Source organism: Brooklawnia cerclae (assembly GCF_011758645.1).
GTDB lineage: Bacteria > Actinomycetota > Actinomycetes > Propionibacteriales > Propionibacteriaceae > Brooklawnia > Brooklawnia cerclae.
In genome coordinates this window covers 94,072-117,747 of sequence record NZ_JAAMOZ010000001.1, presented here as the reverse complement: position 1 = coordinate 117,747, position 23,676 = coordinate 94,072, and the positions used below count along the sequence as shown (strand labels likewise).

The following is a 23,676-nucleotide window of genomic DNA, read 5'->3' as shown; positions in this document are numbered from 1 at the left end:
CTGAGGGGGTGAGCGCGAAGACTGTGAGCAACAAGACCTATTCGGTGCTGATGTTCCTCGCTGTCAGCGTCCTGTCAGGGGTGCTTGTGGCGGGGTTGGGCGTCCCCCTGGTCGCGCTGGCGGCCGGCACGACGCGCGCCTCGGCGGAGGCACTGCAGAATCTGCCTGCCGATCTCGCGGTGCCGGAGCAGAACGAGGCGTCCGAGATGCTCATGGCCGACGGCTCGCTGCTGGCACGGTTCTTCGACGAGGATCGCGAGTACGTGACCCTCGACCAGATCTCCTCCGAGATGCAGCAGGCACAGGTGGCCATCGAGGACCACCGCTTCTACGAGCACGGCGCCATCGATTTCCAGTCGGTCGTCCGCGCGGCTCTCGGCAACGCAGCCGGCGGCGGGGTCAGCGGAGGCGGCTCGACGCTCACCCAGCAGTACGTGAAGCTCGTACGCATCCAGTTGTGCGACGGCGAGCAGGAATGTGTCTCGGAAGCCCAGGCACAGACCATGGAGCGCAAGATGCTCGAGATGCGCTACGCGATCGCCCTCGAACAGAGCCTGACGAAGGACGAGATCCTCGAGCGCTACCTCAACATCGCCTACTACGGCGACGGCGCCTACGGCGTCCAGGCCGCTGCGAAGCACTACTTCAACAAGAACGCGTCCGAGTTGGACGTCGCCGAGTCGGCGATGCTCGCCGGCCTGGTGCAGAACCCCAGCGGCACCGATCCGGTCAACAACCTGGACGCTGCCCTCGAGCGGCGCGCGGCGGTGCTCGACGCCCAGGTGCGCTACCAGGGCATGCCCCAGGACGTCGCCGATGCCGCGGCCGCTGTGCCCTTCGACGCCGGCCAGGTGCAGGAGATGAGCAACGGATGCCCGGACAGCCGCTACCCGTTCATCTGCGACTACGCCACGCGCGTGCTCACCAGTGACGAGATGTCGTCGCTGGGAGCCACCTACGAGGAGCGGTTGAACACGTTGCGGCGAGCGGGACTCACGATAACGCTCCACATCGACCCGGCGACACAGGACGCTGCCCAGAACGCCGTCAGCTCGGTGGTCGGCCCGACCGATGCGGTGATCGGCGTGCTCGACGCGGTGGACCCGAAGACCGGGCGCATCCTCGCCATGGCCCAGTCACGGCCGACCTGGGGCGACGGCGAGGGCGAGACGAACTGGAACTACTCGGTCACCCATGACATGGGCGGCACCGAAGGGTACTTCTTCGGGTCGACGTTCAAACCGTTCACGGCCGCGGCGGCCGTGCAACAAGGACACTTCCCCGACACCACCTATTACAACGTCCAGAAGACCATGCAGTGGCAGAACAAGACCTTCCGGGGCTGCGGGGACGACACCTTCAGGCTCGGTGACACGTACTCGACGACCAATGCGGTCTCCGGCGAGGACACCGGCAACTTCAACATGGTGACCGGCATGATGTGGTCGGTCAACAACTACTTCATCTCGCTCGAACAGACCGTGGGCCCGTGCCAGGCGGCCGACATGGCCGAGCGGGCGGGCGTCGAGATCTCGTACCCCGAACTCGACGAGAACGGTGACGGCCAGGCCGACACCCTCTCCGACTGGGGGCAGATCCCGTCGTTCACCCTCGGCTCGGTGAAGGTGTCGCCGCTGTCGATGGCCGTGGCCTACGGCACCTTCGCCAACCGCGGCATCCGCTGCAACCCGATCATCCTGGCATCGGTGACGACCGACGACGGCACCGACGTGCCCGTCCCGAGCGCCGACTGCCAGCAGACGATCGACCCGCAGGTGGCCGACGCCATCAACTACGTACTGCAGAGAACCCAGACGTCGGGTCTGTCGTCGACCATGTACATCAACAACGGCATCGCCCAGGCGTCCAAGACCGGTACTTCAGACAACTCCGCGTCGTCGTCGGCCTTCGTGGGTTACACCCCCGACATCTCGGCGTCGGCGATCATCGCGGGTGACAACACCGACGCATCGTGGGCCGACACCCCCGAGCAGTCGCGCAACGTGGCGCGAATCGCGCTCACACCGCTCGGAAGTTCCCTGGGCAATCAGCACTCCGGCATCATGTGGAAGCCCTTCATGGAGACCGTCATGCAGGGCATGCCCGCGTCCCAGTTCACCCAGTGGGTGGCTCCGGCCGCACCTTCGGGGTCGAGCAACTCCTCGCCGACCAGCCAGACGACCCGATGAGTGCCGGACGCCGCCTCGGCGGCGCTCTCGCCGCCGTCACGGGTCTGGGCGCCACGGTCACCTTCGGCGCCTGGGTGGAGGCCCGCGCGTTCATCGTCCGCCGGGTCGAGGTGCCGGTGCTACCCGCCGGGCAGCGTGAGCTCCGGGTGCTGCACATCTCCGACATGCACCTCATGCCCTACCAGCACCGCAAGATCGACTTCCTCGCCGACCTCGGCGGGCTGCGTCCCGACCTGGTCGTCAGCACCGGCGACCATGCGTCGTCCCCTGAGGCGATCGGGCCGCTCGTGGACGCGCTGGGCCCTCTGCTGGACGTGCCGGGGGTGTTCGTGTTCGGTTCGAACGACTTCGCCGAGCCGACCTTCCACAACCCCGCGAGCTACCTCTTCCGCAACTCCACGCCCGACAAGGCGGGGGCGGAGCTGCCGTGGTGGGAGTTACAGGCGGCCTTCACCTCGCGCGGCTGGGCCGACCTCGACAACCAGCGTGCGCGCCTGGAGGTCGCCGGCCGGACGATCGACCTGCGCGGAACCGGCGACGCCCACGCGGGCCTGGACGACTACTCCGCCGTGGCCGGGCAGCCGTCGTCCGACGCCGACCTGACGCTGGGGGTCACGCACGCCCCCTACCGCCGCGTCCTCGACGCGATGGTGGCCGATGGCGTCGACATGGTGTTCGCCGGGCACACGCACGGCGGCCAGATCTGCCTGCCCGTCAACCGTGCGATCATCGACAACTGTGATCTGCCGACCAGCCAGGCCAGCGGCCTGAGTTCGTGGACGAGCGAGGGACGTACCGCGCCGCTGCACGTCTCGGCGGGCATCGGGACGAGCCCCATGGCGCCGATTCGGCTGTTCTGTCGTCCCGAGGCGACACTGTTGCGTCTGACGGCGCGAGCCTGACGCCAGAGACCAGAAGGCCACACGCCGCCATCAGCGCTATCGCACGTAGTGGTCGTCCCATCAGCACCGCTTCTCTATAAGAACTGGCACGAGGCGCACGACTCGGACCCCCGGCCGAAATCGCTGCGCGTTCGGCCGGTGCTTCAGCACGTCGCTCCGCGTCTCCGTTTCCGCGGACGAAATCTGTTGTTGCGGATGAGATCTTGTCCGCAACAACAGATTTCATCCGCGACAACAGGGCGGGCGCGCCCCTGCGGGCGATACCGCGCCCCTCCAGTGGACGCTCAGGCGGTGGCGTCGGCACGACTTGGTAGCCAGGACGCAGGTGCGTTAGGCTAGCGGTCGGCCTTCAACCATCGGGGTGTAGCGCAGCTTGGTAGCGCGCTTCGTTCGGGACGAAGAGGTCGCAGGTTCGAATCCTGTCACCCCGACCAGCGGAAAGCCGCTCTGACTAGTAAAGATAATGCTAGCGGGGCGGCTTTTGCCGTCCGGGCGTCGACGGCCCCACCGGATCGGACACCTGCGAGGGCCGCCAGAATCCCGACCCTGGCTGACGGGTTCGCCGGAGTTTGGCCCGCTGGACTGCGAGGTACACCAGGATCGTCACCGCGAGGGCAACTGCTGCGACGAACGTCACGCCGCTGAGAACCGACGACGCCTCCTCGAACCCCTTGCCGAAGATCTCTGTGGCCACCGATCCGACGCTGTCCAGCGTGTCGCCACCGTCCACCACGAAGAAGCCGAACAAGAAGACCTGAAGGTAGAGCACGGCAAGCAGTATCGCCTCGACCTCGCCTATCGTCTTGCGGCCAGCGGCGTCGAGCCCGACCGGAATCAGAAACCGGCAGACGATGAGCAGGACGCACAGAGCCGGTGCAAGCGTGACGGTGAAAATGACCATGAGCCAACCGCCCGAGCCGAATACCGCTCGTCCGAACGAAATCCACACCGGCAGGACGACCGCCATGGGCAGAATCAACTGATAGGTCGTGCGCCGGAGCCCCTCCATGGCGGGAGGTTAACATGGCGCGAGTCAACCACTTCCTCGCTGCACCCGCAGCAGTGTAGAGACACCGGGAACAACACTCATCGCTGCTTCCCGGGCAGGAGGCGGTGGGCTCTCCCCTCCGACTACCAGTCACAGGGAGTGTCATGCGTCCTTGTGCGGCTCCCCACCCCGGAAGGCCGACCCCTGCGTCGTGCCGAAGTCGACCCGCTCGACGATGCGGCCGACGAGCCGCTGCTGATCGGTCCACCGCATCGCCCGGCGATCGTAGTCCATGCCGTAGTCGCGGACGATGTCCTTGAGCTGGTCGGCATCGAGGGCGTCCAAGCGGGCTCGGAGCCCGGTCTCACCCTCCTGGCGGGCGAGTGCGTACGGGTCGAGGACGCTGGGTCGACGCCTTCCCCTGCCCGAGCCCTGCCGAGCGCTCGGCGCAACGCTCGTCGGCGTCGCTCCGGCGGACGCGAGACCTGCGGGCGCCGCATCCACCACCTCCGTGCCGGGGATCGCCGCATCAGCGGCCGAGGCCGACCGAGCGTCCGGCAGTCGTTCCTCGTCCGCCTCTGCCACGAGGACGACCTCGATCAGCTCTGCCTTCCTGGCCTTGGACAGGGCCTTGAGCCGCGGATGCGGGATCCCGCGTTCCCGGATGAGCGCCCGTAGCTCCGCCACGGTCATCGTCCCCAGCCGTTCCCGCAGGGCACCGGCGACCCCGCTCGGGCCGGACTCCTCCGTCGTCGCCACCGACTCTGTCGTCGCCGACCTCGCTCCTGGCGTACGCGCCGGCTCCACCCCCGGCGCGAGTGCCGCGACAAGGTCGGCATTGAACCGCGTCCCCTCGGCAGCGGTCTCGGCGAGCACGGCCACCAGACCAGCGAGCTGCCCCGCCAGGGCCGCGCCCTCATCATCGCGTGCCGCAAGGGCATTCAGGGCCTCGGTCGCCCGTCGGATCTGCCGCGAGGCAGCCTGCTTCGCCGCCGGGTTCATTCGCCCTCCTCGATGCGCTGCCGGAATGCCTCCGTGAGGTCGAAGAGGACGTCGTAGCAGTCGCGCGCACCGTACTTCCCCTTGAGCGACTTGAACGGGCCCTCGACCCCTCCGGAAATCTTGCTGTTCTGCGGAATGGATGGATGGAGCAGCGGCGGAATGGCCGGGTCGTTCTTCAACCGCGCCATCTGGCTCCGGTGCACCGGCGACCGCTTCTCGTGCTTCGTGACGATCGTGCCGAACTCCACCGGCTCGGGGATGCCCGCGGTCCTGGCGAACCGCTTCACCTCGCGCTGGACAGCGGATATGCCGTAGGTCGACAGCACATCGGGGATCGTCGGGATGACGTACCCCTCACTGATCCGCAGGGCACTGGCCGTCATGACCCCAAGGTTGGGCGGGCAGTCCACCAACACGTAGTCATAGGCGTCCAGGATCGGCCCGATACCCTCACGGAACATGTCCCACACCGGCGGGTCGGCCGATCGCGCCGCCGCGCTGATGGCCTCCAGGTGCGGGAGCTGCGGGATGATGTCGAGGGACGAGGGCAGCAGATCGACGTTGGCCACGTCCTTGACGTTGGAGACGTTGCGCTGCAGCGCCGTGTCCAGATCGAACCGGGGCTCGTCCCCCTCGTTCAGGGCATCGGTGAACAGCTGGGCGAGCGTGTGGCCTCCGTCGTTGAGCAGTACCCACTGCCTCTCACCCAGCATCGTGATCGACAGGCTGATCTGGGGATCCATGTCGATCAGCAGCACCTTGCGTCCGAGTTCCCCGGCGAGGAACTCCCCCAGGATCACGGTGGTCGTGGTCTTGCCGACCCCGCCCTTCATGTTCAGCAGGGATATCACGTGCGTCATCGTCGGTGGCGTCTCCTTCGGCTGGGGTTCGGCTTGTCAGAATCGGTCGGGATGCTCGCGGATGTAGCGGACCAACGCAGGCGGCAGCGAGCGCCGATGAACCACGGTCAACTCGAGATTGGCGCGCGTCAGCGCCGTGTACAGCGGACCGAGATCCCCGGCCCGTTCCCGGAAGGCGGCGGGCTCGGCGACCACCAGCGCGTCGAACTCCAGGCCCCGCGCCTGCTCGGAGGTCAGCAGACTGAACCGACGGCCCGACTCGTCCCTCCAGACCTGGCTCGCGTCGGTCCGCCAGCCCTGATCGGACGCGCGCTCCGCGACGTCGCCGACGAGCGCGGTGATCACCGCCACGACACCGTCGGGATGAGCGTCGACGAGCCGGAGTGCCTCGTCCAGCACCGTCGCGGGAAGGTCTGTTCCCCGCGCGGACGCGTCCACCACGCGAGGCGGCGCCCCGGCCCCGAGCACCGCCGGGTTGCGCCGTGCGTCCGACCTCGGCAGCAGGGAACCCGCGAAGTCGATGATCGCCTGGGTGCTCCGGTAACCGCCGGCGAGCTGTTTCTCGGGCTGCTCCTCGATGCCGAGCAGCTTGCGCACACGCTTCCACGTGCCGGGGGTGTAGCTGGTGCGCCGCTGCCGCATGTCGCCGATCAGCGTCCAGGTGCCGGCATCGAGCCTGGCCAGCACAAGCAACTCCAGCGGACGCAGATCCTGTGCCTCATCCACGATCACATGTGCGTGGCGTTCCGGCTCCGACAGCAGGACGACCAGATACGCCAGCAGCGGCCACAGGCGCATGTCATTCATCGCCGCGTCGAACGTGCGGGGCAGGGTTTCCCGCCATTCGGCGAAGTCGCGGCGCGTACCGCCCGGTGCCGCCACCCGGTTGGTCTTGAGGAAGGCGTCGTAGGCCCTGGCGGGCGTGAGCTCCGGGTCGGCGCGTAACTGATCGGCGACGACCACGGCGAGCGTCCTGCCCAGTTGTTCCGAGGTCGCGTGCACCACATCGGCGCCGTCGAACGTGCTGCGCGACGCCTGCGCGTCCGTTCCCAGCAACTCGGCCAGCACCTGTGTCAGCGATCGGACGACGATCGTGTCGGGCGTCCCCAGCTCCGCGATGACCGGCGCGATGTGCATGGCCCAGGTGGGTGTCGGACCGAGCAGCAGGACGCGTCCCAGCCGGTGCTCCCGCTCGGCATGGGTCAGCCACGCGGCGCGGTGAGTGGCCACCACCGTCTTTCCCGTACCGGCGTGGCCCTGCACCACCAGGGACACCGCAGGGTCGGCGGACACCAGAGCGTACTGCTCCGGCTGCAGCGTACCGAGCAGCGCGGTGAGCGGCGTGCGCGGGGCGAGCAGCCGCTCACGCAGCGCGTCCTCGGCTGTCAGGGACGCGTTCTCGACCCCATCGTGATCCGCGGCATCCGCATCGGGGTCGCCCTCGAAGGCCACGCCGTCCCGCTCGGTCAGCCACTCGTCCCACACCTTCGTCAGCGCATCGCCTTCGGCCGCCGCGTCGAAGTGTCGGCGCACCTTGACCAGACCCCTGTCGTAGTGCCGCTCGAAGAAGGCGGCCGCCGCCGGCGCCGCCCAGCTGACCACCTGGGTCTCGCGTCCCCCGCCCAGGTCGACGGACACGTGCGTCGGCCCGATGTAGAAGGCGTCGTCCTCGTCGTCGCCGGGATGGCGCATCCGGACTCTCCCGGTCAGAGGGCCCCGAACCGCGCGAGGCACCCGCACCCGAGTACCGTCGATCTCGGTGTACTCCGGCATCGCCGCCAGGATCTCCTGGTACCTCCGGTTGACCTCCTGCTCACGAGGAAGAACACCGCCCTGCTCGGACATGCCCCTCCCCGTTCCCCCGGCCCGCATCGTGTGCGCCGCATCGCCGCACATCGTCGTCTTCGACGTCAGTCTAGGGGCGGCATCCGACATCACGATCGGTGGCTGGGGCGCGTTAGCGGCGGGCAGGAACCCGCGGCGTGACACAGTTCCTTCAAATGACCTGGCTCGCCGCAGCGCCGCACTGATGTCCCTTGTCACAGCCTCAGACCCGGCAGTCACCACCAAATTTGAAGGAACTCAGTCACGCTGCCCCGAGGGAAAGGACGTCACGCGGTATGGCCGGCCCACCCGAGATTCTCGCCGCGCAGGAGAAAGTAGCCTCAGACCGCGGCTCGGAGCCGCGCCAACAGGACATCCCCGGCCTGTGAGCCCAACAGCTTCCCGACGGCCACGAGGAGCCCGTGCAGTTCTCCAAGATCGGCCTCCGACAAGGAGGAACGAACCATCACGGGAGCGAGTTGCGTCTGCGTAGCCGGGTATGAGCCGGGCACCGCGAACCCCAGGTCCCGCAGCACACGCCGGGCATAGGCATCGGCGACGAACACCCGCCGCCCGAACGCATAGAGCGAGATGACGTCGGCGGTCTCGGGCCCGACGCCGGGAAGCGCCAGCAGGCTGCGGCGCAACTCATCGTCCGGCATCCGGCCGATCGCCCGGCCGTCGTCCGCGTCGTTCACCTGATACCACTCGGCCATTCCCCGGCAAGCTCTCGTCTTGGCGGTCATGAATCCGGAGGGCCGGATCGCCTCGGTGAGCGTCGCCACGCCGCACGCCAGGAGCGACGCGGGATCGAGCAGGCCGAGCCCCGCGAGGTTCGTGATGCTCGTCTCGACGTTGCGCCAGCTGGTGTTCTGCACCAAGATCGCGCCGACCATCATCTCGAACGCGCTGTGCGCGGGCCACCATCCCTGCGGGCCCAACTCGGCCAGAAGGACGTCCAGCACGGGTTCCAACCGCACCTCGGCGAGCGGGCGATCACCGGAACCGGACGGACGATGCCCAGCCTCGACCGGACGGCTCACCCTTCGTCGGCGGGCCGGGCGATGACGCTGGCGAGCGTCTCGTCGCTGACCTCGAGCCGCGCACCCGAGTCGCGAAGCCGGATCGCGCGGACGCCCGGGCGCGCGTCCTCCAGTGAGAAGACCGCGCCGGGCCGGATCTGATGGTCGGCAAAGCTGCGCAACTGATCCGCGACCGCGTCGGAGATGCGCAGGATCTCGTATCGTCCGGGCTCGGCGGTGTTCATCACCCGTGCACCGGCCAGGTACGGCACCTCACCGGTGCTCGACGGGATCGGGTCGCCGTGCGGGTCGGCCTCCGGATGCCCGAGCAGGGCGTCGACCCGGTCGATCATCTCGCTCGTCGCCGCATGTTCCAGCCGCTCGGCCAGGTCGTGCACCTCGTCCCACTCGTATCCGAGCAGTTCCACGAGGAAGGTCTCCAGGATGCGGTGGCGCCGCACCATCGTCAGGGCCACCTGCTCGCCCGCGTCGGTCAACTCGATCGGACGATAGGGGTCGTGCGTGACCAGCCCCTGCGACACCAGACGCTTCAGGTTCGCCGACACCGTCGCCTTCGTCGTGGCGAACCTCTGGGCAAGGGACGACACGGTGGCCGGGCCGCCGCCCCATTCGGAGGCGGACCAGACAGCTTTGAGGTAGTCCTCGGCGACGCGATTCAGCTGGCCGTCCGGGCGCTCATCGTCCACTGGCATCCACCTCCTCCCGCGGTCGTCCGCCTCGTCCACTAGTCGTTCACTCGACCCCGGCGACGGTCAGAACGAGGAGCGCCACATTGAGCGCCACGATCAGCACCACCACCACGACCGACAGCACACGCACCACCCAGCCGTTCACGAGGTCGCCCATCACGCTACGCCTGCTCGTCAACCATGCCAGGGGAATCACGGCGAAGGGAATGCCGGCCGACAGCAACACCTGGCTGAGCACCAGCGACCATGTCGGGTCGGCACCCAGCCAGATGATGAGGATCGCCGGAATCAGGGTGATCAGCCGCCGGACGAGCAACGGGATCTGGACGTGCAGCAGTCCGCCCATGATCGCGGCGCCGGCGTAGGACCCGACCGAGGTGGACGCGAGCCCCGAGGCCAGCAGGCCGACGCCGAAGATCACCCCGATGGCAGGCCCCAGATGCGTCGAGATGGCCGCCGCGGCGCCCTCGATCGTGTCGGTGCCCGAGACGCCCGGCAGCGCGGCGGCGGCCATGAGCAGCATCGCGATGTTCACGGTTCCGGCGACGGCCAGGCCGCACACCACGTCCCACCGGGTGGCGGTCAGCAGACGCCGGGTCCATCGGCCCTCGCTGGAGACACCATGACGGTCGCGGACGAGCGCCGAGTGCAGGTAAATGGCGTGCGGCATCACGGTGGCTCCCAGCATGCTCGCGGCGAGCAGCACGGTGCCGGTGCCAGCGAACCGGGGCACCAGGCCGTCGACGGCACCGCCCCAGTCGACCGGGCTGACGAACAGCCCCGCCATGAAGCCGAACGTGATCACTCCGAGCAGCGCGATCACGACGCCTTCGAACCAACGTTGTCCCCCGCGCACCTGCAGGACCAGCAGCAGCATGGACGCCGCCCCGACGATGATCGCCCCGGCGAGCAACGGCGTCCCGAACAGGATGTGGAGGGCCAGCGCGCCGCCGATCACCTCGGCAAGATCGGTCGCCGCGGCCACGATCTCGGCCTGCAGCCAGAACAGGATCCTCGGGACGCGCGGCATCCGGTCGCCCAGCAGCTCGGGAAGACTTCGGCCGGTCACCAGGCCCAGTTTCGCCGACAGATACTGCACGAGGACGGCCATCGAGTTGGCCAGGACGAGCACCCATACGAGCAGATACCCGTAGCGGGAACCGGCCGACAGGTTCGCGGCCACGTTCCCGGGGTCGACGTAGGCGACCGAGGCGACGAACGCCGGACCGAACAGGCTGACCAACCGGCCGGCCTTGACCGACGGTTTCGACGGCGCGGCGTCCTGCACGGCCGGCGCGGGCGATGACAACGACATGAGCCACCTTCTCATGAAAGTTAGATGGCTCTAACTTTAGCGCGCCTCTTCTTCGGCGAAGCGCGGGAGTCCACAACGGTATGATCCGCGACTCATTGAATGTTCTACTTTCTGTGAAGAAGATCGGATTCCTTTCCTTCGGCCACTGGACGCCATCGCCCTACTCCACGACGCGATCGGCCTCCGACGCGCTCGGTCAGTCCATCGACCTGGCCGTGGCCGCCGAAGAACTGGGCGCCGACGGCGCCTACTTCCGCGTCCACCACTTCGCCCGCCAGCTCGGATCGCCGTTCCCCCTGCTGGCCGCGATCGGGGCGCGCACCAGCCGGATCGAGATCGGCACCGGGGTCATCGACATGCGCTACGAGAACCCGTTCTACATGGCCGAGGACGCCGGCGCCGCGGACCTCATCTCCGGTGGCAGACTGCAGCTCGGAGTGAGCCGGGGATCGCCCGAGCAGGTCGCCGACGGCTGGCGCTACTTCGGCTACGAGCCTGCGGAGGGACAGACCGCGGCCGACATGGCGCGCGAGCGTACCGAGACACTCCTGGGGCTGCTGGAGGGCAGGAGCTTCGCCGACCCCAACCCGCACCCGATGTTCCCCAACCCGCCGGGCCTTCTGCGGCTCGAACCCTATTCCGAGGGCCTACGCGATCGCATCTGGTGGGGTGCCGGTTCGAACTCGACCGCGGCATGGGCTGCCGGACTCGGCATGAACCTGATGAGCTCCACGCTCAAGGACGACGAGAACGGCAAGCCGTTCCACGTGCAGCAGGCCGAGCAGATCCAGGTCTTCCGCGAGGCATGGAAGGCCGCCGGGCATGAGCACGAACCTCGCGTCTCGATCAGCCGGTCGATCTTCCCGCTGGTCAACGACCAGGACTGGACCTACTTCGGCCACGGCGACCAGGACTCCGATCAGGTCGGCTACATCGATGCGACGACCCGCTCGATCTTCGGGCGCAGCTACGCCGCCGAGCCGGACGTGCTCGTCCGGCAGCTCGCCGAGGACGAAGCCATCGCCGCCGCCGACACTCTTCTGCTGACCGTCCCGAATCAGCTCGGAGTGGAGTACAACGCTCATGTGATAGAAGCGATCCTCACCGAGGTGGCACCGGAACTCGGCTGGCGGTGACGTTCCATGCCCGGGTAGAGCGGGTATCCGACCGCGGAGTCGACGAACTCGGGCCGTTCGTGTCCTTCACTGCGGGCGTCTCGCCCGACAGGCGTGACAGGATTCCTTCAAAACCACCGGATGCCCGCAAGCGCCCCGCCCTGACAAGCTGAAACGCTTGCGCCCTGCGGGCTTCGCACCAAATTGAAGGAACTGAGTCACGGCCGTCCGGACAGACCGGTCTCGACGAACCCGATTGTCCCGGCTGAACGCGCCGCCCGGCCCCGAACGCGGTCACTCCACGATCCCGAGGACGCCTCCCGCCTCGACGGCGTCCCCCTCGGCGGCCGATACGGCCAGCGTCCCCGCCCGAGGGGCGAGGACCGAGGTCTCCATCTTCATCGCCTCGAGCACCGCGACAGCCTCACCCTCGGCGACCACCGCTCCGTCGGACGCCAGCCAGCGCACCAGGCTGCCAGTAATCGGCGACACGACCGCCCCCTCGGGGAGCGCGGGTGCCGCCGCCACGGCACTGCCCCCACCCGGAAGGGCGGGGGCTGCCAACGAGCCCGCCGCCAGAATCGTGGCGGGTATCCCGAGCCGCACCCGCCGGCCGTCGAGTTCCACCCACGTACGCACCACATCGGCACCGGTGGGGGGCTCCGGCAGTGGCTCCGGCTCAGTCCGAGTCACGTAGTCGGTCTCGATCCAGCGAGTGTGGGCACCGAACGGTTCCCCGGTGAAAGCCGGGTCGGCCGCCACGTCCCGGTCGAAGGGCAGGACGGTCGGCAACCCGTCGACCTCGAACTCGTCCAGCGCACGGCGCGCGCGGGCAAGTGCCGCGTCCCGCGTCGGCCCCCACACCACGAGTTTGGCCAGCAACGAGTCGAACGTCCCGGGCACCACGGAGCCGCGCCTCACCCCCGAGTCCAGTCGCACGCCCGGCCCCGACGGGGGACGAAACCCCGTCACCGTGCCGGCGACGGGCAGGAATCCCCGCGACGGGTCCTCCGCGTTGATACGGAACTCGATCGCATGCCCGTGCACGGGCGGCGGCGTCGGGTCGAGCCTGCCGCCCTCGGCCAGCCGGAACTGCTCCAACACCAGGTCGACCCTGCTGGTCTCCTCGGTGACCGGGTGCTCGACCTGGAGCCGGGTGTTGACCTCGAGGAACGAGACGGTTCCGTCCGCCGCCAGCAGGAACTCGACCGTCCCTGCCCCGATATAGCCTGCGGCTGCGCAGATGTCGCGCGCGGCCCCGGTGATCAGCGCATGCTGGGCGGCGGTGAGGAACGGAGCCGGAGCCTCCTCGACGAGCTTCTGATTACGGCGCTGGAGGCTGCAGTCGCGCGTCCCGACGGGGACGACCGTGCCGTGGGAATCGGCAAGGATCTGGACCTCCACATGGCGGGGGCGGTCGAGGTAGCGCTCGACGAAGCACTCGCCACGTCCGAACGCCTGCGTGGCCTCGCGAACCGCGGCGTCGTACTGCTCGGCGACGTCCTCGGCACGCCACACGACCCGCAGACCTCGGCCGCCGCCTCCGTGCGCTGCCTTGATCGCGATCGGCAGGCCGTGTTCCGCCGCGAAGGCGACGGCCTCGTCCGCACCGCCGATCGGCCCCGGGGTGCCGGGCACGAGCGGCGCCCCCACCCGCTGGGCCAGGCGCCGTGCCGCGACCTTGTCGCCCAGCAGGTCGATGACCTCGGGCGGGGGCCCGATCCACACCAGGCCCGCCGCGAGCACAGCGCGGGCGAAGTCTGCGTTCTCGGCGAGAAAACCGTAGCCAGGATGCACTGCGTCGGCGCCGGCCCGTCGCGCGATCCCGATCAACTTGGCCACGTCGAGGTAGGTCTCGGCCGGGGTTGAGCCCTCCAGCGCCCAGGCCTCGTCGGCCAGCCGCACGAACTCGGCATCGGCGTCGGCATCGGCGTAGGCCGCGATCGCGACGCGTCCGGAGTCGTGGCAGGCACGCACGATGCGGACGGCGATCTCTCCGCGGTTGGCGATCAGTATCCGGTTCATGACAGCTCCAGGGGGGTCGGGGTACGGACGAGGCGCGGGGTGAGCGAGTCACCGGCCGGCGCGAAACGGATCACGGCCCCGGGCGCCAGCTGGCCGGCGACCGCGAGCGCCCGCGTCGTCAGCACCGCGATCACCGGGTAGCCGCCGGTGACCGGATGGTCGGCGAGGAAGAGCACGGGTTGCCCGCTGGCCGGCACCTGCACAGCCCCGGGGACGACCCCTTCACTGGGTAGTTCCGCGGTGATGGCGCGTTCCAGCGGGACGTCGCCCGCCAGCCTGAGCCCGACGCGGTTCGAGTGCCGGGTCACCTGCCACGGCTGGGTGAACAAGACGTCCAGGGCGTGCGGGGTGAACCAGTCGTCCCGGGGGCCCAGTACGACCGGAAGCTCGACCACGTCGGCGGGAAGGCGGTCGGCGGGCCAGGGTTCGGGATCCCCCACCGGCGGAAGAGGGACGGAGTTCGTCGTCCGGACGCCGAGCACCGATCCCATGGTCAGGGGGGCCGGTCCGATGCCTGACATCGTGTCGCTCGCCCGGCTGCCCAGCACGGCGGGCACGTCGAAGCCGCCACGGACCGCCATGTAGTTGCGGAGCCCCTGATCAGGGACGATGGCCAGGCGCTCCCCGTTCCCGAGCGCGATCGGCGAGGGGCCCGCGATCATGTCGACGCGCCCGCTGCGCCGGGTGAGGCGCAGTTCGGCCCGTGCACCCGTGACCGCGACGACGACTTCGCCGTGCGCCCCGACCTCGCCTCCCTGGGCGAATTCGATGACTGCCTCGCCAGGGCCGTTCCCGACGAGTCTGTTCGCCGCGTGGAGCGCCGGACGGTCCAGCGCCCCCGACCCGGTGACGCCGAGGCCCGCGACGCCGACCCGGCCCTCGTCCTGCAGCACGGCTTGTGCCCCGGGACGCAGCACCTCGAGAGCGGGTCCGGAATGATCGACGACGCGCCGGGGGGTCACGGTGTCCGATGGGGCGGCTGCCCGCACGACGGCGGCTCTCGCGGGTCCCGCGTCGAGGAACCTCACCCGATCGCCGGGTTGCAGGGTCGCAGGTGGTGTGCGGTCGAGGTCCCACATCACCATGTCCGTGTGGCCGATGAGCTGCCAGCCGCCCGGGCTCTCGCGCGGATAGACCCCGGAGAACGTGCCGGCCAGGCCGACGGCGCCGGCCGGGATCCGGGTGCGCGGCGTCGCACGGCGCGGGACATCCAGCAGCGGATCACCACCCGACAGGTAGGCGAATCCGGGGGCGAACCCACCGAAGGCCACCCGGTACTCCGAGCCGCGGTGGCGCCGGACCAGCTCGTCCGCGCTGACCCCGAGGAGCCCGGCGAGATCGGCGAGATCGGCACCGTCGTAGTGGACGGGTATCTCCACCAGCCGCCCGCCGGACGAGGCACCGTCGGCCGCGTCCAACCGGGCCAGCCGGGCGGCCAGGTCGGCGTACGAGACAGCATGCGGAGCGTACTTCACCAGCACGGTGCGGGCTGCCGGAACCGCCTCGATCACGCCGTCCAGCGCTGCGGCGCGGACCTCGTCGAAGAAGCCGAGCGTCGCTGCCAGGTCGGGCAACTCCACAAGCAGCGCGTGCTCGCCCACGGGCAGGATTCGGGGCGTGGAACGCCGATCGCCCATGTCAGGCGCCCGCGAAGGCGGTGATCCGGACGCCGGCCCCGGTCAGACGGGCCCGAAGCGCACGCGCGGCCTCCACCGCACCGTCCGTGTCGCCGTGGACGCAGATCGAGTCCGCGTGCAACCGCACCTCGGTGCCGTCGATGGCTGTGATCGTCCCGGTCTCGACCAACCGCAGGATCCTGCCGGCGATCAGTTCCGGGTCGTGCAAAACGGAGCCCTCCACACGACGTGAGACCAGCTTCCCCTCGGGGGTGTAGGCCCGGTCGGCGAAGGCCTCGGTCGCGGTCGGCACCCCGGCTCGTTCGGCGAGGTGGAGGACGACCGACCCCGGCAGGCCGAGGAGCACCAGGGACGGGTCCAGCTCGGTGATCGCGGTGACCACTGCCTCGGCCTGCCGCTCGTCGTGCACGATCCGGTTGTACAGCGCCCCGTGCGGCTTGACGTAGCTCACGCGGGTGCCCGCTCCGACGGCCAGCGCCTGCAGCGCCCCGATCTGGTAGATGACGTCGGCGATCAGATCGGGCGTGTCGACGTCCAGGTCGCGGCGGCCGAAGCCGACGAGGTCGCGATACCCGACGTGGGCTCCCACGGTGACCCCGTTGGCCGCGGCCACCGTCAGCGACCTGCGGATGCTCGACGGGTCGCCGGCATGAAAACCGCAGGCGATGTTCGCGCTGGAGACCGTCGTGAGCATGGCGGCGTCGTCGAGCGTCCAGCGCCCGAAGCTCTCGCCCACGTCGCTGTTGAGATCGACACGTGCGACTGGCTCGGTCATGCGTGTGCTTCCTTCCTTGCTCCCGGTGGCGTCCCGGGGACGATCGGTCAGGCCAGGTACCGATCGTTCGGGACGTCGGAGATGAACATGTGCCCGGGAGCGTGCGTGATCGCGAACCGGGGGCGGGACGCGACCACGGCCGCCTGCGGGGTCACGCCGCAGGCCCAGAATACGGGGACGTCGCCGGGTTCGAGGATGGGCGCGTCGCCGTAGTCGGGACGATCCAGGTCGTCGATGCCGAGGTCCTCGGGACTGCCCACGTGCACGGGTGCCCCGTGGACGAGGGGGTATCGCCCGCTCACGCGGACGGCCTCGTCCACCAGGTCGGCCGGGATGCCGCGCATCGACACCACGAGCGGGCTGGAGAACGCCCCCGCCGACGCGCACGGCACGTTCGTCCGGTACATGGGGACGTTGCGGTCGGCCGTGATGTGGCGGACGGGGATGCCCTCGTCCAGCAGCGCCCATTCGAAGGTGAAGCTGCATCCGATGAGGAAGCTCACCAGCTCGCCAGGGTCGCCCCAGGCCTTTGTGGCGTCGCTCACCTCGTCGACGAGTTCGCCGTCCCGCCAGACGCGGTAGAGCGGCAGGTCGACCCGAAGATCGGCCCCGGACGCGATCGCCGGGGTGACCGTGCCCTCCAGCACGTCGAGCAGAGGGCAGGGCTTGGGGTTCAGCCGGGCGAACTCGCGGAAGTCGGCGGCATCGGTGCGCGGCAGCGTGATGAGGTTGGCCTGCGCGTGGCCCTGCGACAGCCCCGCGGTCGGGCGGATCACCCCTGACCGGAAGGCGGCTCGCGCCTCGGCCGGGGTCGAGGACGCGCCGAGTACGGGCACTGCTGTCTCCACCGTGCTCACTTCCCGAGGAACTGGAACACCGGGACGATCGAGACGATCGCCATGTACCACGACAGTGCTGCGGCGAGGGTGCCCACCACGAGCAGGAAGCGAGAATAGGTGCCGCCCAGGAGCTTCTTGGCGTGGAACCAGCCGATGTACATGAACAAGGTCAGGCCGATCGGCAGCACGAGCCCGTTGAAGCCGCCCGCGAAGACCAGCAGCGCGGCGGGCGCGGCACCGAGCGCCAGATAGACGACCAGGCTGACCAGGATGAACCCGACCGTCCACCAGTTACGTGTGCGCTCCGTCATGCCCTCCTTGGCGAAGACTGTGATGAAGGAGACGGACGTGAACGCGGCGCCGATCACACTGGTGAGGGCTGCCGCCCAGAACACCAGGCCGAACGCACGCAGGCCGAACTCTCCGGCAGCGCTCTGGAAGGCCTGGGCGGCCGGGTTGGCGGCGCTGCTGGAGGTGTCGAGGACGACGCCCGACGAGACGACGCCGAGGATCGCGAGGAACAGCACGTAGCGCATCACACCGGTGACGGCGATGCCGGTGAGGGCCGAGCGGGTGACCTGCTTGATGTGCTCCGGGCCGGCGCTCCCGCTGTCGAGCAGCTTGTGGGCGCCGGAATACGTGATGTAGCCGCCGACCGAGCCGCCCACGATCGTCGTGATGGTGGCGAAGTTGATCGTGTCGGGCCAGACGGTCTGACGCAGCGCAGTGCCGATCGGCGGCCCCGAGACGATCGCGACGTAGAGCGTGAGGCCGATCATGACCAGGCCCAGGACGACGACCACGCGGTCGACGACCATTCCGGCCCGTTTGTAGAGGAAGATGCCGATGGCGAGCAAGGCGGAGATCAGGCCACCGATCTTGGCGTCCACACCGAGCATGGCGTTGAGGCCGAGCCCGGCACCCGCGATGTTGCCGACGTTGAACACCAGCCCGCCGAAGACGATCAGCACGCTGAGGACGTAGCCGGAGCCGGGTAGGGCGGCGTTGGCCAGGTCGCTGGCCCGCTTGCCGCTGAGGGTGATCATCCGCCAGACGTTCGTCTGGATCGCGAAGTCGATCAGCACCGAGGCGAGGATGCCGAAAGCGAACGCGGCGCCCATCGTCGAGGTGAAGGTGGCGGTCTGGGTGATGAAGCCGGGGCCGATGGCGCTGGTGGCCATCAGGAAGATGGCCCCGATGAGGGACGAGCGGCGCTTCTTGGCGAAGCTCTTCAGGTCGCCGCCCTCAGAACCGGACGGCGATGCGGGAAGGGTCGTTGACTCTGCGGTCATGGTGACTCCTGGTTTGCCGGTCGAGCCGGGGAGGGTCTGTCGGGTGCACCGAAGGCGACCACAGCCCGCGTGGTCCGCTCCTTCGGGTGGAACTGCCGTCACCCTAGGACTGTTGAACGATCTCTGGGAGATTGTTCATGTAACCATCCCGTTACGTTCACATTTCATACCGTGAACGCCCTCCAATCGATCGCCGCACGTGCGGCCTGCGCCCTACGCTGATCCCGTGACGGAAGACGACGGCCTCGACCTCGCCGAACGGACGGCGCAGATCCTGCGGGAACGGTTGATCACCGGTGCCGCGGTGCCCGGCGAGCAGCTCTCCGAAGCGGCGCTCGCCACCGACCTGGAGGTCTCGCGGAACACGCTGCGCGAGGCTTTCCGGATTCTCATCCACGAGGGTTCGCTGGAACGCATCCCCAATCGCGGCGTGTTCGTCCGCGTGCCATCGGTCTCCAGCGTCCTGGACGTCTTCCGTGTGCGGCGGGCCATCGAGGTGATGGCCGTGCGTGAGGCGCTGCCGAAGCACCCGGCGATCGCGGACGCACGCGCGGCCGTCGAACGTGCGAAGCGAGCAAGAGACATCCCCGAGTGGACGGTCGTCGGCACCGCCAACATGGAGTTTCACTCCGCCATCGTCGACCTGGCCGAAAGCCCGAGGCTGAGCACCTTCTTCCAGAACGTCCTGGCCGAACTGCGGATCGCGTTCGTGTCGCTGAGTTCCCCCGAATACCTCCACGCCCCGTTCGTCGATCAGAACGAAGACCTCACGATCTTGCTGGAACAAGGGAAGATGGCCGAAGCCGCGACCGAGCTCGAGGCCTACCTGGTGCGCAGCGAACGCCTGGTGCTCGCCGCTTTCGGACGCATGGGCTGGGGCTGATCGTCCGGACGCGGGACCGGCCCGGCGACCGCCACACCGTCCAGATGATCGAGCACCCACAACGTCGCTTCCAGGTAGGGGTCGACGTCACCGGTGGCGACGCGCAACGGCCACCCCGCGCCCAGTCCCTCTCTCACGACACGTCATTCAGCGCGGATCGTGCGGGTTTATCCGAAGCGGCCGTTGACGTAGTCGAAGGTGCGCTCATCCTGCGGCTCAGAAAACATCGCATCAGTATCCCCATACTCCACGATCTGACCCGGCATCCCCTGCGACGCCAAAAAAAACGCACACCGCTGCGACACCCGAGCAGCCTGCTGCATATTATGCGTCACAATCACAATCGTCACCTCACGACGCAACTGCCCCATCGTCTCCTCAATCACCCGCGTCGACGTCGGATCCAACGCCGAACACGGCTCATCCATCAACAACACCCGCGGCCGCACCGCCAACGCCCGAGCAATACACAACCGCTGCTGCTGACCACCCGACAACCCACCCCCCGGCTGCCGCAAACGATCCCGCACCTCCCCCCACAACCCCGCACTCACCAACGACCGCACCACAATCTCATCCCTCACATCCCGCGACACCCGCCGACCCGTCAACCTCAACCCCGACACCACATTGTCGTAAATAGACATCGCAGGAAACGGATTCGGCTTCTGAAACACCATCCCAATATCCCGACGAACATCCTGCAACCGCCACCCCCGCCCATACACATCCCCACCATCCAACAACACCTCACCAGCCAACGACGCCGACGGCACCAACTCATGCATCCTGTTCAACACCCGCAAAAACGTCGACTTCCCACACCCCGACGGACCAATCAACGCCGTCACCTCACCCGCCCCCATCACCAACGACACCCCCTCCAACACCCGATGCGACCCAAACCACGCCGACACCCCCCGCGCCTCCAACAACGACAAACCACCACCCGACACCGAAACCGGCGCCACAGGTTCCTCCTCGGCCGACCTGACCGCAGCCCCAACGTGGGTGGTCTCGCCATCGGTGGTTTCGACGTAGACGGGCTCCGTGTAGCCGCGCTCGCCGTGAGCGGCTTCGGCGTGAGCAGATCCGGCCACGTCGGCTCCGACTTCGCTCGATGTCGAGACCTCGTAGCCTGCTGGAGCCGCGGGAGTCGTCCCGGGGACGACGGGTGGCAGCACTTGCGTCTTGTCGTCAGGGCCGATCACTGCCTGCCCCGAAGCGAACTGCCCGCGCCCAGCTTGGTCGTGGGCGACCCCTCCCGGGGTTTCGTTTTCAAAGCTCATGTGTTCACGTTCCTTTTCGACATTCGGAAAATCCAACAGGTCTGGAGTTACAAAAGGTTCGGCAATGCGTTCATAACGGCATCCGCAGTGGTGACGCCCAGGGCGAGCAACACAGGAATTCCGACCACCCATGCGTGCCATTTGCCCCAATTCCTCCACAGCCATGCCACGGTCACGCCCGCGAGCACGAAGAAGACCCCCCAGAAGAACGCGATGAACCAGGCGCCCTGGTCCTGCCCCATGGCTTTCTCGCCGGCCGGCAGTGCTGAGTAGGCGATCACCTGAGCGGCCGCCTTGTTGGTCTTCGTGATGAGTTCGGCGTCCACGTGCAGCACACCGGAGGGAAACAGTGCGAGCCCATCGGCGGTCATGAGTTCCAACCGGCCCTGGCCGGATTGGAGTGCTTCGGGGAGCGGATCGCCCGCGCGGCGCAGGCCGAAAACCCGGTAGACGCTCACCCCCTGCCCGGTGGTGACGGTGATCTCGTCACCGGGTTGCAGATCCTTCAGGCTGCCGAACGGACCGCCGTACGTCAGTTGGCGCCCCAGTATCACGGTGGTGCCGGGTTGCCCCGGCATCACCGTGTCGCGTCGGTGGCCCGCGCCGCTGCGCAGCACCTCGGAGGACGACCCTTCGAGCACGGTCACGCTCAGCCCGATCGAAGGCGCCTGCAGGAGAGCCACCGGCGAACCTGCCACCACCAAATTCTCATCGGTGTTCAGCGGGCCGGTCGGCGTCTCCGCCTTCGCCAGTTCGGTGCGCAGTTGGTCGTAGGCGTTGCTCTGTGCGGCACGGAACTGAAACGAGGTGAACAGCGTGGCGTGGAACACGAAGGCGAGCAACAGCAGCGAGATCGTCAGTTCCACGACCCCGAACCACCACCGCCCGTTCCGCTCCACAGGCTGACGAGGCCTCGCCGACGCCGCCCGCAGCCGTTCGACGCGCCGCTGAATCCTCGCTGGAATCGGTCGTGCGGGAGTCTCGGTCGCCGGCGTCGTGCCCGCGCCGGGGGCGCTCCCCACTCCAGGGGACGAGCCTTCGTCGGCGGACGTGACCTGAGTGCCGCTCCCCGACGAAGCGGGCGTCAGCTGAGGGCCTTGCGTCGGACGATCAGTTCCACTGCTCACGCGGACGCCCCCGGTTTCGTAGTCGCCCCGTTGATCTGCTGTCCGTCGGCCGGCCGACCGCTGTCGGAGTCCGATTCGGACAGGACGCGCCAAACGCGCCACGCGCCGTAGGCGAGCGCCAGCACCAGTAGCACGCCGAGGATCCACCACACCGCGACAGGAACAGAGGCCAGCCAGGTGTGCGCCTGCCCCTGCCCGGTGGAGCCGATCAGCACGCTGCCCAGTGCCACCGTCTTGCACCAACCAGTGAATTGCAGAGTGTGCGCTCCGGTCGTCATGGAGTCGGACACCGTGAACGTCGCGCGCACGGTGCCCGTCTCGTCCGCGGCGAAAGTTCCGATCAGCGTCGGGTCTGAGAACACCACCAACTGCACCTGCTCACCGGCGGTGAACCGATTGGCCGTCACGTTGACGGTGTCTCCCTGGTAGTAGATGTCCTTGTCGAAGCTAGCTTCGTTGCCGGCCTTGGCCGGGGAACTCGGCACCGAGGGCTCGGTGGACGCACAACTGGTCGTATTGGCGGACGACGACGGTGTGCTCGTGACGCTGACGCCACCGCCGGTGCCTGCGTTGTTGCCGTTTCCGTTGTTGCCACTACCGCCGCCACCATTTCCGTTGTTGCCGCCGCCGTTGTTGTCCCCGTCGGCAGTAGGCGGCGTTGTAGTCGGTGGCGCCGTGGTCGGCGGCGGCGTTGTGGCGGTCGGCGTTGCCTCCGGCACCACGACGTTGATATCAGAGTCGTTGGTGGCGTTCGTTTCCGCCTGTGCGCGGGCCGCACCAGGCACCACCAGGGCTGCGCACAGCAGGACTGCCCAGCCGGCGACAAACCGGGCGCGGAGGGTGCGGCTACGGACTGACTTCACTGTGCTTTCTTCTTTCTCTCTGGCACGGTTGCCGCGGTGGCAGATTTGGGGGCAAGCATGTGCTGCCCCGGAAAAGGGGACACCGGAACACGGAATGTCGCTAACGCACCCGGCCCAGGGCCGAGGCGAGGACGGGCATGAATCGTCAACACAGGTCCTCCAATGCGCCGTGGACTGCATGCTCCTGATCGACAGCGCGACCCGGGGTTGGCGCACCACGCCGAGCCTTGGAGATTCGGCGTCTCACCCATGCTCACATCGCCCGCTACGAGGTACAAACCGTTGTGGCATGCCAATTGGGCACACAACAGGGAACCTGAACATGAACAGCAAGTGACAAGCCTGCTCTTCGACTTCGTTGCACGTCGCAACGAAGTCTGACAAGCCGCCTTACCCTTCAGGTTTGAGGGGCTGACCACAAAGCTCGCTATTCGGGCCGCATCCCGGGCAGGTCAACTCGCCGAGCAGCCGGTGAAAACCATCCAAAAGAAGGGGTGTTCCCGGGCATCGATGCCCGGAGTTCTTCTTCTCGGAGTCTGATCGCTCCGGATCGCGCTAACGACGGGCGGGTACGTACAACCGCGGCTCGGGGCCCTCAAGACGGGCGATACGTTCACCCAGCTCCCCGAGCCTGTTGTCGATCCCGGCCAGCCGCCCATCTATCTTCTCGAAACGCTGATCCATTTTCTCGAAACGCTGTTCCATCTTCTCGAAACGCTGATCCATCCTGTCGAAGCGCTGATCGACTTGCTCGAACCGTCGGTCAACCTGCTCAAGCCGTCGATTGACCTGCTCGAACCGCTCATCGACACGGACGAAACGCTCATCGACACGGGCGAAACCAGCGTCCATATCGGTCTTTATCTGCTTGTGCGACCAAGTGAACATGCCCCACATACCGACTAGCACCGCGACGAGCACGCCAAGGCCCGTGAGGATGGCACTCCACACCTCGACCGTCACGATCATGGCCTCCATTCTGCCGCACACCGGCGCGACGACACCATGACTATTGGTGA

21 protein-coding genes and 1 tRNA gene are annotated in these 23,676 nt (G+C 68.1%); 5 read left to right on the top strand and 17 right to left on the bottom strand.

Going from position 1 to position 23,676, the window contains the following annotated elements:
- Nucleotides 1–8: 8 nt before the first annotated feature.
- The 3 genes from FB473_RS00530 to FB473_RS00520 all read left to right on the top strand — a co-directional run bounded on the left by FB473_RS00530 (nt 9) and on the right by FB473_RS00520 (nt 3,525).
- On the top strand, nt 9–2,189 hold the full coding sequence (locus FB473_RS00530) for a transglycosylase domain-containing protein (protein WP_341769990.1): 2,181 nt from the start codon (nt 9–11) through the stop codon (nt 2,187–2,189).
- A complete protein-coding gene (locus FB473_RS00525; RefSeq protein WP_167168766.1) occupies nt 2,186–3,091 on the top strand; it encodes a metallophosphoesterase in 906 nt (301 codons plus the stop codon). Before FB473_RS00530 ends, FB473_RS00525 begins: the two co-directional genes overlap by 4 nt.
- Nucleotides 3,092–3,448: 357 nt before the next feature.
- Nucleotides 3,449–3,525: transfer RNA gene (locus tag FB473_RS00520), tRNA-Pro, on the top strand.
- A gap of 32 nt (nt 3,526–3,557) precedes the next feature.
- Here FB473_RS00520 and FB473_RS00515 read toward each other — a convergent pair.
- The 7 genes from FB473_RS00515 to FB473_RS00485 all read right to left on the bottom strand — a co-directional run bounded on the left by FB473_RS00515 (nt 3,558) and on the right by FB473_RS00485 (nt 10,812).
- The gene (locus tag FB473_RS00515) at nt 3,558–4,100 is read right to left on the bottom strand and encodes a hypothetical protein (RefSeq protein WP_167163845.1); all 543 of its coding nucleotides are present in this window, start codon (nt 4,098–4,100) and stop codon (nt 3,558–3,560) included.
- 141 nt (nt 4,101–4,241) lie between these two features.
- On the bottom strand, nt 4,242–5,081 hold the full coding sequence (locus FB473_RS00510; RefSeq protein ID WP_167163843.1) for a hypothetical protein: 840 nt from the start codon (nt 5,079–5,081) through the stop codon (nt 4,242–4,244).
- Complete coding sequence (locus tag FB473_RS00505; protein ID WP_167163840.1) at nt 5,078–5,941, bottom strand: ParA family protein; 864 nt, start codon at nt 5,939–5,941, stop codon at nt 5,078–5,080. The genes FB473_RS00510 and FB473_RS00505 overlap by 4 nt, the downstream gene beginning before the upstream one ends.
- Before the next feature lie 36 nt (nt 5,942–5,977).
- Nucleotides 5,978–7,786 (bottom strand): AAA family ATPase, encoded by a 1,809-nt coding sequence (locus tag FB473_RS00500; RefSeq protein ID WP_167163838.1) that lies wholly within the window; start codon nt 7,784–7,786, stop codon nt 5,978–5,980.
- 320 nt (nt 7,787–8,106) lie between these two features.
- Nucleotides 8,107–8,808, bottom strand: a complete 702-nt coding sequence (locus tag FB473_RS00495) for a DNA lyase (RefSeq protein WP_167163837.1) — start codon at nt 8,806–8,808, stop codon at nt 8,107–8,109.
- Nucleotides 8,805–9,500 carry a metal-dependent transcriptional regulator gene (locus tag FB473_RS00490; RefSeq protein WP_167163835.1) on the bottom strand — a complete coding sequence of 232 codons (696 nt, stop codon included), beginning with the start codon at nt 9,498–9,500 and terminating at the stop codon, nt 8,805–8,807. The genes FB473_RS00495 and FB473_RS00490 overlap by 4 nt, the downstream gene beginning before the upstream one ends.
- Before the next feature lie 40 nt (nt 9,501–9,540).
- Nucleotides 9,541–10,812 (bottom strand): Nramp family divalent metal transporter, encoded by a 1,272-nt coding sequence (locus FB473_RS00485; RefSeq protein ID WP_167163833.1) that lies wholly within the window; start codon nt 10,810–10,812, stop codon nt 9,541–9,543.
- A 113-nt stretch (nt 10,813–10,925) separates the two neighbouring features.
- Here FB473_RS00485 and FB473_RS00480 point away from each other — a divergent pair, with 113 nt between their 5' ends.
- Nucleotides 10,926–11,948 carry an LLM class flavin-dependent oxidoreductase gene (locus FB473_RS00480; RefSeq protein ID WP_167163831.1) on the top strand — a complete coding sequence of 341 codons (1,023 nt, stop codon included), beginning with the start codon at nt 10,926–10,928 and terminating at the stop codon, nt 11,946–11,948.
- A gap of 273 nt (nt 11,949–12,221) precedes the next feature.
- On the opposite strand, the gene FB473_RS00475 is transcribed toward FB473_RS00480, so the two are convergent.
- From FB473_RS00475 to FB473_RS00455, 5 genes are read right to left on the bottom strand one after another with little or no spacing between them, the layout of a single operon-like run.
- A complete protein-coding gene (locus tag FB473_RS00475; protein ID WP_167163829.1) occupies nt 12,222–13,952 on the bottom strand; it encodes an acetyl/propionyl/methylcrotonyl-CoA carboxylase subunit alpha in 1,731 nt (576 codons plus the stop codon).
- Entirely contained in the window at nt 13,949–15,589 is a 1,641-nt protein-coding gene (locus tag FB473_RS00470) for a 5-oxoprolinase subunit B/C family protein (protein WP_167163827.1), read from the bottom strand. Before FB473_RS00470 ends, FB473_RS00475 begins: the two co-directional genes overlap by 4 nt.
- 1 nt (nt 15,590) lies before the next feature.
- Nucleotides 15,591–16,364: a LamB/YcsF family protein gene (locus FB473_RS00465; RefSeq protein WP_167163825.1), complete on the bottom strand. Its 774-nt coding sequence runs from the start codon at nt 16,362–16,364 to the stop codon at nt 15,591–15,593.
- Between the two features lie 47 nt (nt 16,365–16,411).
- Nucleotides 16,412–17,221: a putative hydro-lyase gene (locus FB473_RS00460; protein WP_341769989.1), complete on the bottom strand. Its 810-nt coding sequence runs from the start codon at nt 17,219–17,221 to the stop codon at nt 16,412–16,414.
- Nucleotides 17,218–18,495, bottom strand: coding sequence for an NRAMP family divalent metal transporter (locus FB473_RS00455; protein WP_167163823.1), 1,278 nt, complete (start codon nt 18,493–18,495; stop codon nt 17,218–17,220). The genes FB473_RS00460 and FB473_RS00455 overlap by 4 nt, the downstream gene beginning before the upstream one ends.
- Before the next feature lie 226 nt (nt 18,496–18,721).
- Here FB473_RS00455 and FB473_RS18340 point away from each other — a divergent pair, with 226 nt between their 5' ends.
- Complete coding sequence (locus tag FB473_RS18340) at nt 18,722–19,378, top strand: GntR family transcriptional regulator (protein ID WP_167163821.1); 657 nt, start codon at nt 18,722–18,724, stop codon at nt 19,376–19,378.
- Here the strand turns inward: FB473_RS18340 and FB473_RS00445 are convergent.
- The 5 genes from FB473_RS00445 to FB473_RS00425 all read right to left on the bottom strand — a co-directional run bounded on the left by FB473_RS00445 (nt 19,318) and on the right by FB473_RS00425 (nt 23,626).
- Entirely contained in the window at nt 19,318–19,515 is a 198-nt protein-coding gene (locus tag FB473_RS00445) for a hypothetical protein (RefSeq protein WP_167163819.1), read from the bottom strand. The genes FB473_RS18340 and FB473_RS00445 overlap by 61 nt on opposite strands.
- Nucleotides 19,516–19,545: 30 nt before the next feature.
- Nucleotides 19,546–20,319, bottom strand: coding sequence for a phosphate ABC transporter ATP-binding protein (locus tag FB473_RS00440; protein WP_243863591.1), 774 nt, complete (start codon nt 20,317–20,319; stop codon nt 19,546–19,548).
- 395 nt (nt 20,320–20,714) lie between these two features.
- On the bottom strand, nt 20,715–21,533 hold the full coding sequence (locus FB473_RS00435) for a sortase domain-containing protein (RefSeq protein WP_167163817.1): 819 nt from the start codon (nt 21,531–21,533) through the stop codon (nt 20,715–20,717).
- A 257-nt stretch (nt 21,534–21,790) separates the two neighbouring features.
- The gene (locus FB473_RS17570; protein ID WP_208390378.1) at nt 21,791–22,657 is read right to left on the bottom strand and encodes a hypothetical protein; all 867 of its coding nucleotides are present in this window, start codon (nt 22,655–22,657) and stop codon (nt 21,791–21,793) included.
- A gap of 555 nt (nt 22,658–23,212) precedes the next feature.
- Nucleotides 23,213–23,626: a response regulator gene (locus tag FB473_RS00425; protein WP_167163815.1), complete on the bottom strand. Its 414-nt coding sequence runs from the start codon at nt 23,624–23,626 to the stop codon at nt 23,213–23,215.
- Nucleotides 23,627–23,676 lie beyond the last annotated feature (50 nt).

What these genes read in the sequence shown, in the direction of transcription:
- FB473_RS00500 (WP_167163838.1), bottom strand. Translation starts at nt 7,786, where the DNA reads ATGTCCGAGCAGGGCGGTGTTCTTCCTCGTGAGCAGGAGGTCAACCGG.
- FB473_RS00490 (WP_167163835.1), bottom strand. Translation starts at nt 9,500, where the DNA reads ATGCCAGTGGACGATGAGCGCCCGGACGGCCAGCTGAATCGCGTCGCC.
- FB473_RS00470 (WP_167163827.1), bottom strand. Translation starts at nt 15,589, where the DNA reads ATGGGCGATCGGCGTTCCACGCCCCGAATCCTGCCCGTGGGCGAGCAC.
- FB473_RS00510 (WP_167163843.1), bottom strand. Translation starts at nt 5,081, where the DNA reads ATGAACCCGGCGGCGAAGCAGGCTGCCTCGCGGCAGATCCGACGGGCG.
- FB473_RS00455 (WP_167163823.1), bottom strand. Translation starts at nt 18,495, where the DNA reads ATGACCGCAGAGTCAACGACCCTTCCCGCATCGCCGTCCGGTTCTGAG.
- FB473_RS00505 (WP_167163840.1), bottom strand. Translation starts at nt 5,941, where the DNA reads ATGACGCACGTGATATCCCTGCTGAACATGAAGGGCGGGGTCGGCAAG.
- FB473_RS00485 (WP_167163833.1), bottom strand. Translation starts at nt 10,812, where the DNA reads ATGTCGTTGTCATCGCCCGCGCCGGCCGTGCAGGACGCCGCGCCGTCG.
- FB473_RS00525 (WP_167168766.1), top strand. Translation starts at nt 2,186, where the DNA reads ATGAGTGCCGGACGCCGCCTCGGCGGCGCTCTCGCCGCCGTCACGGGT.
- FB473_RS00515 (WP_167163845.1), bottom strand. Translation starts at nt 4,100, where the DNA reads ATGGAGGGGCTCCGGCGCACGACCTATCAGTTGATTCTGCCCATGGCG.
- FB473_RS00465 (WP_167163825.1), bottom strand. Translation starts at nt 16,364, where the DNA reads ATGACCGAGCCAGTCGCACGTGTCGATCTCAACAGCGACGTGGGCGAG.
- FB473_RS00475 (WP_167163829.1), bottom strand. Translation starts at nt 13,952, where the DNA reads ATGAACCGGATACTGATCGCCAACCGCGGAGAGATCGCCGTCCGCATC.
- FB473_RS00425 (WP_167163815.1), bottom strand. Translation starts at nt 23,626, where the DNA reads ATGATCGTGACGGTCGAGGTGTGGAGTGCCATCCTCACGGGCCTTGGC.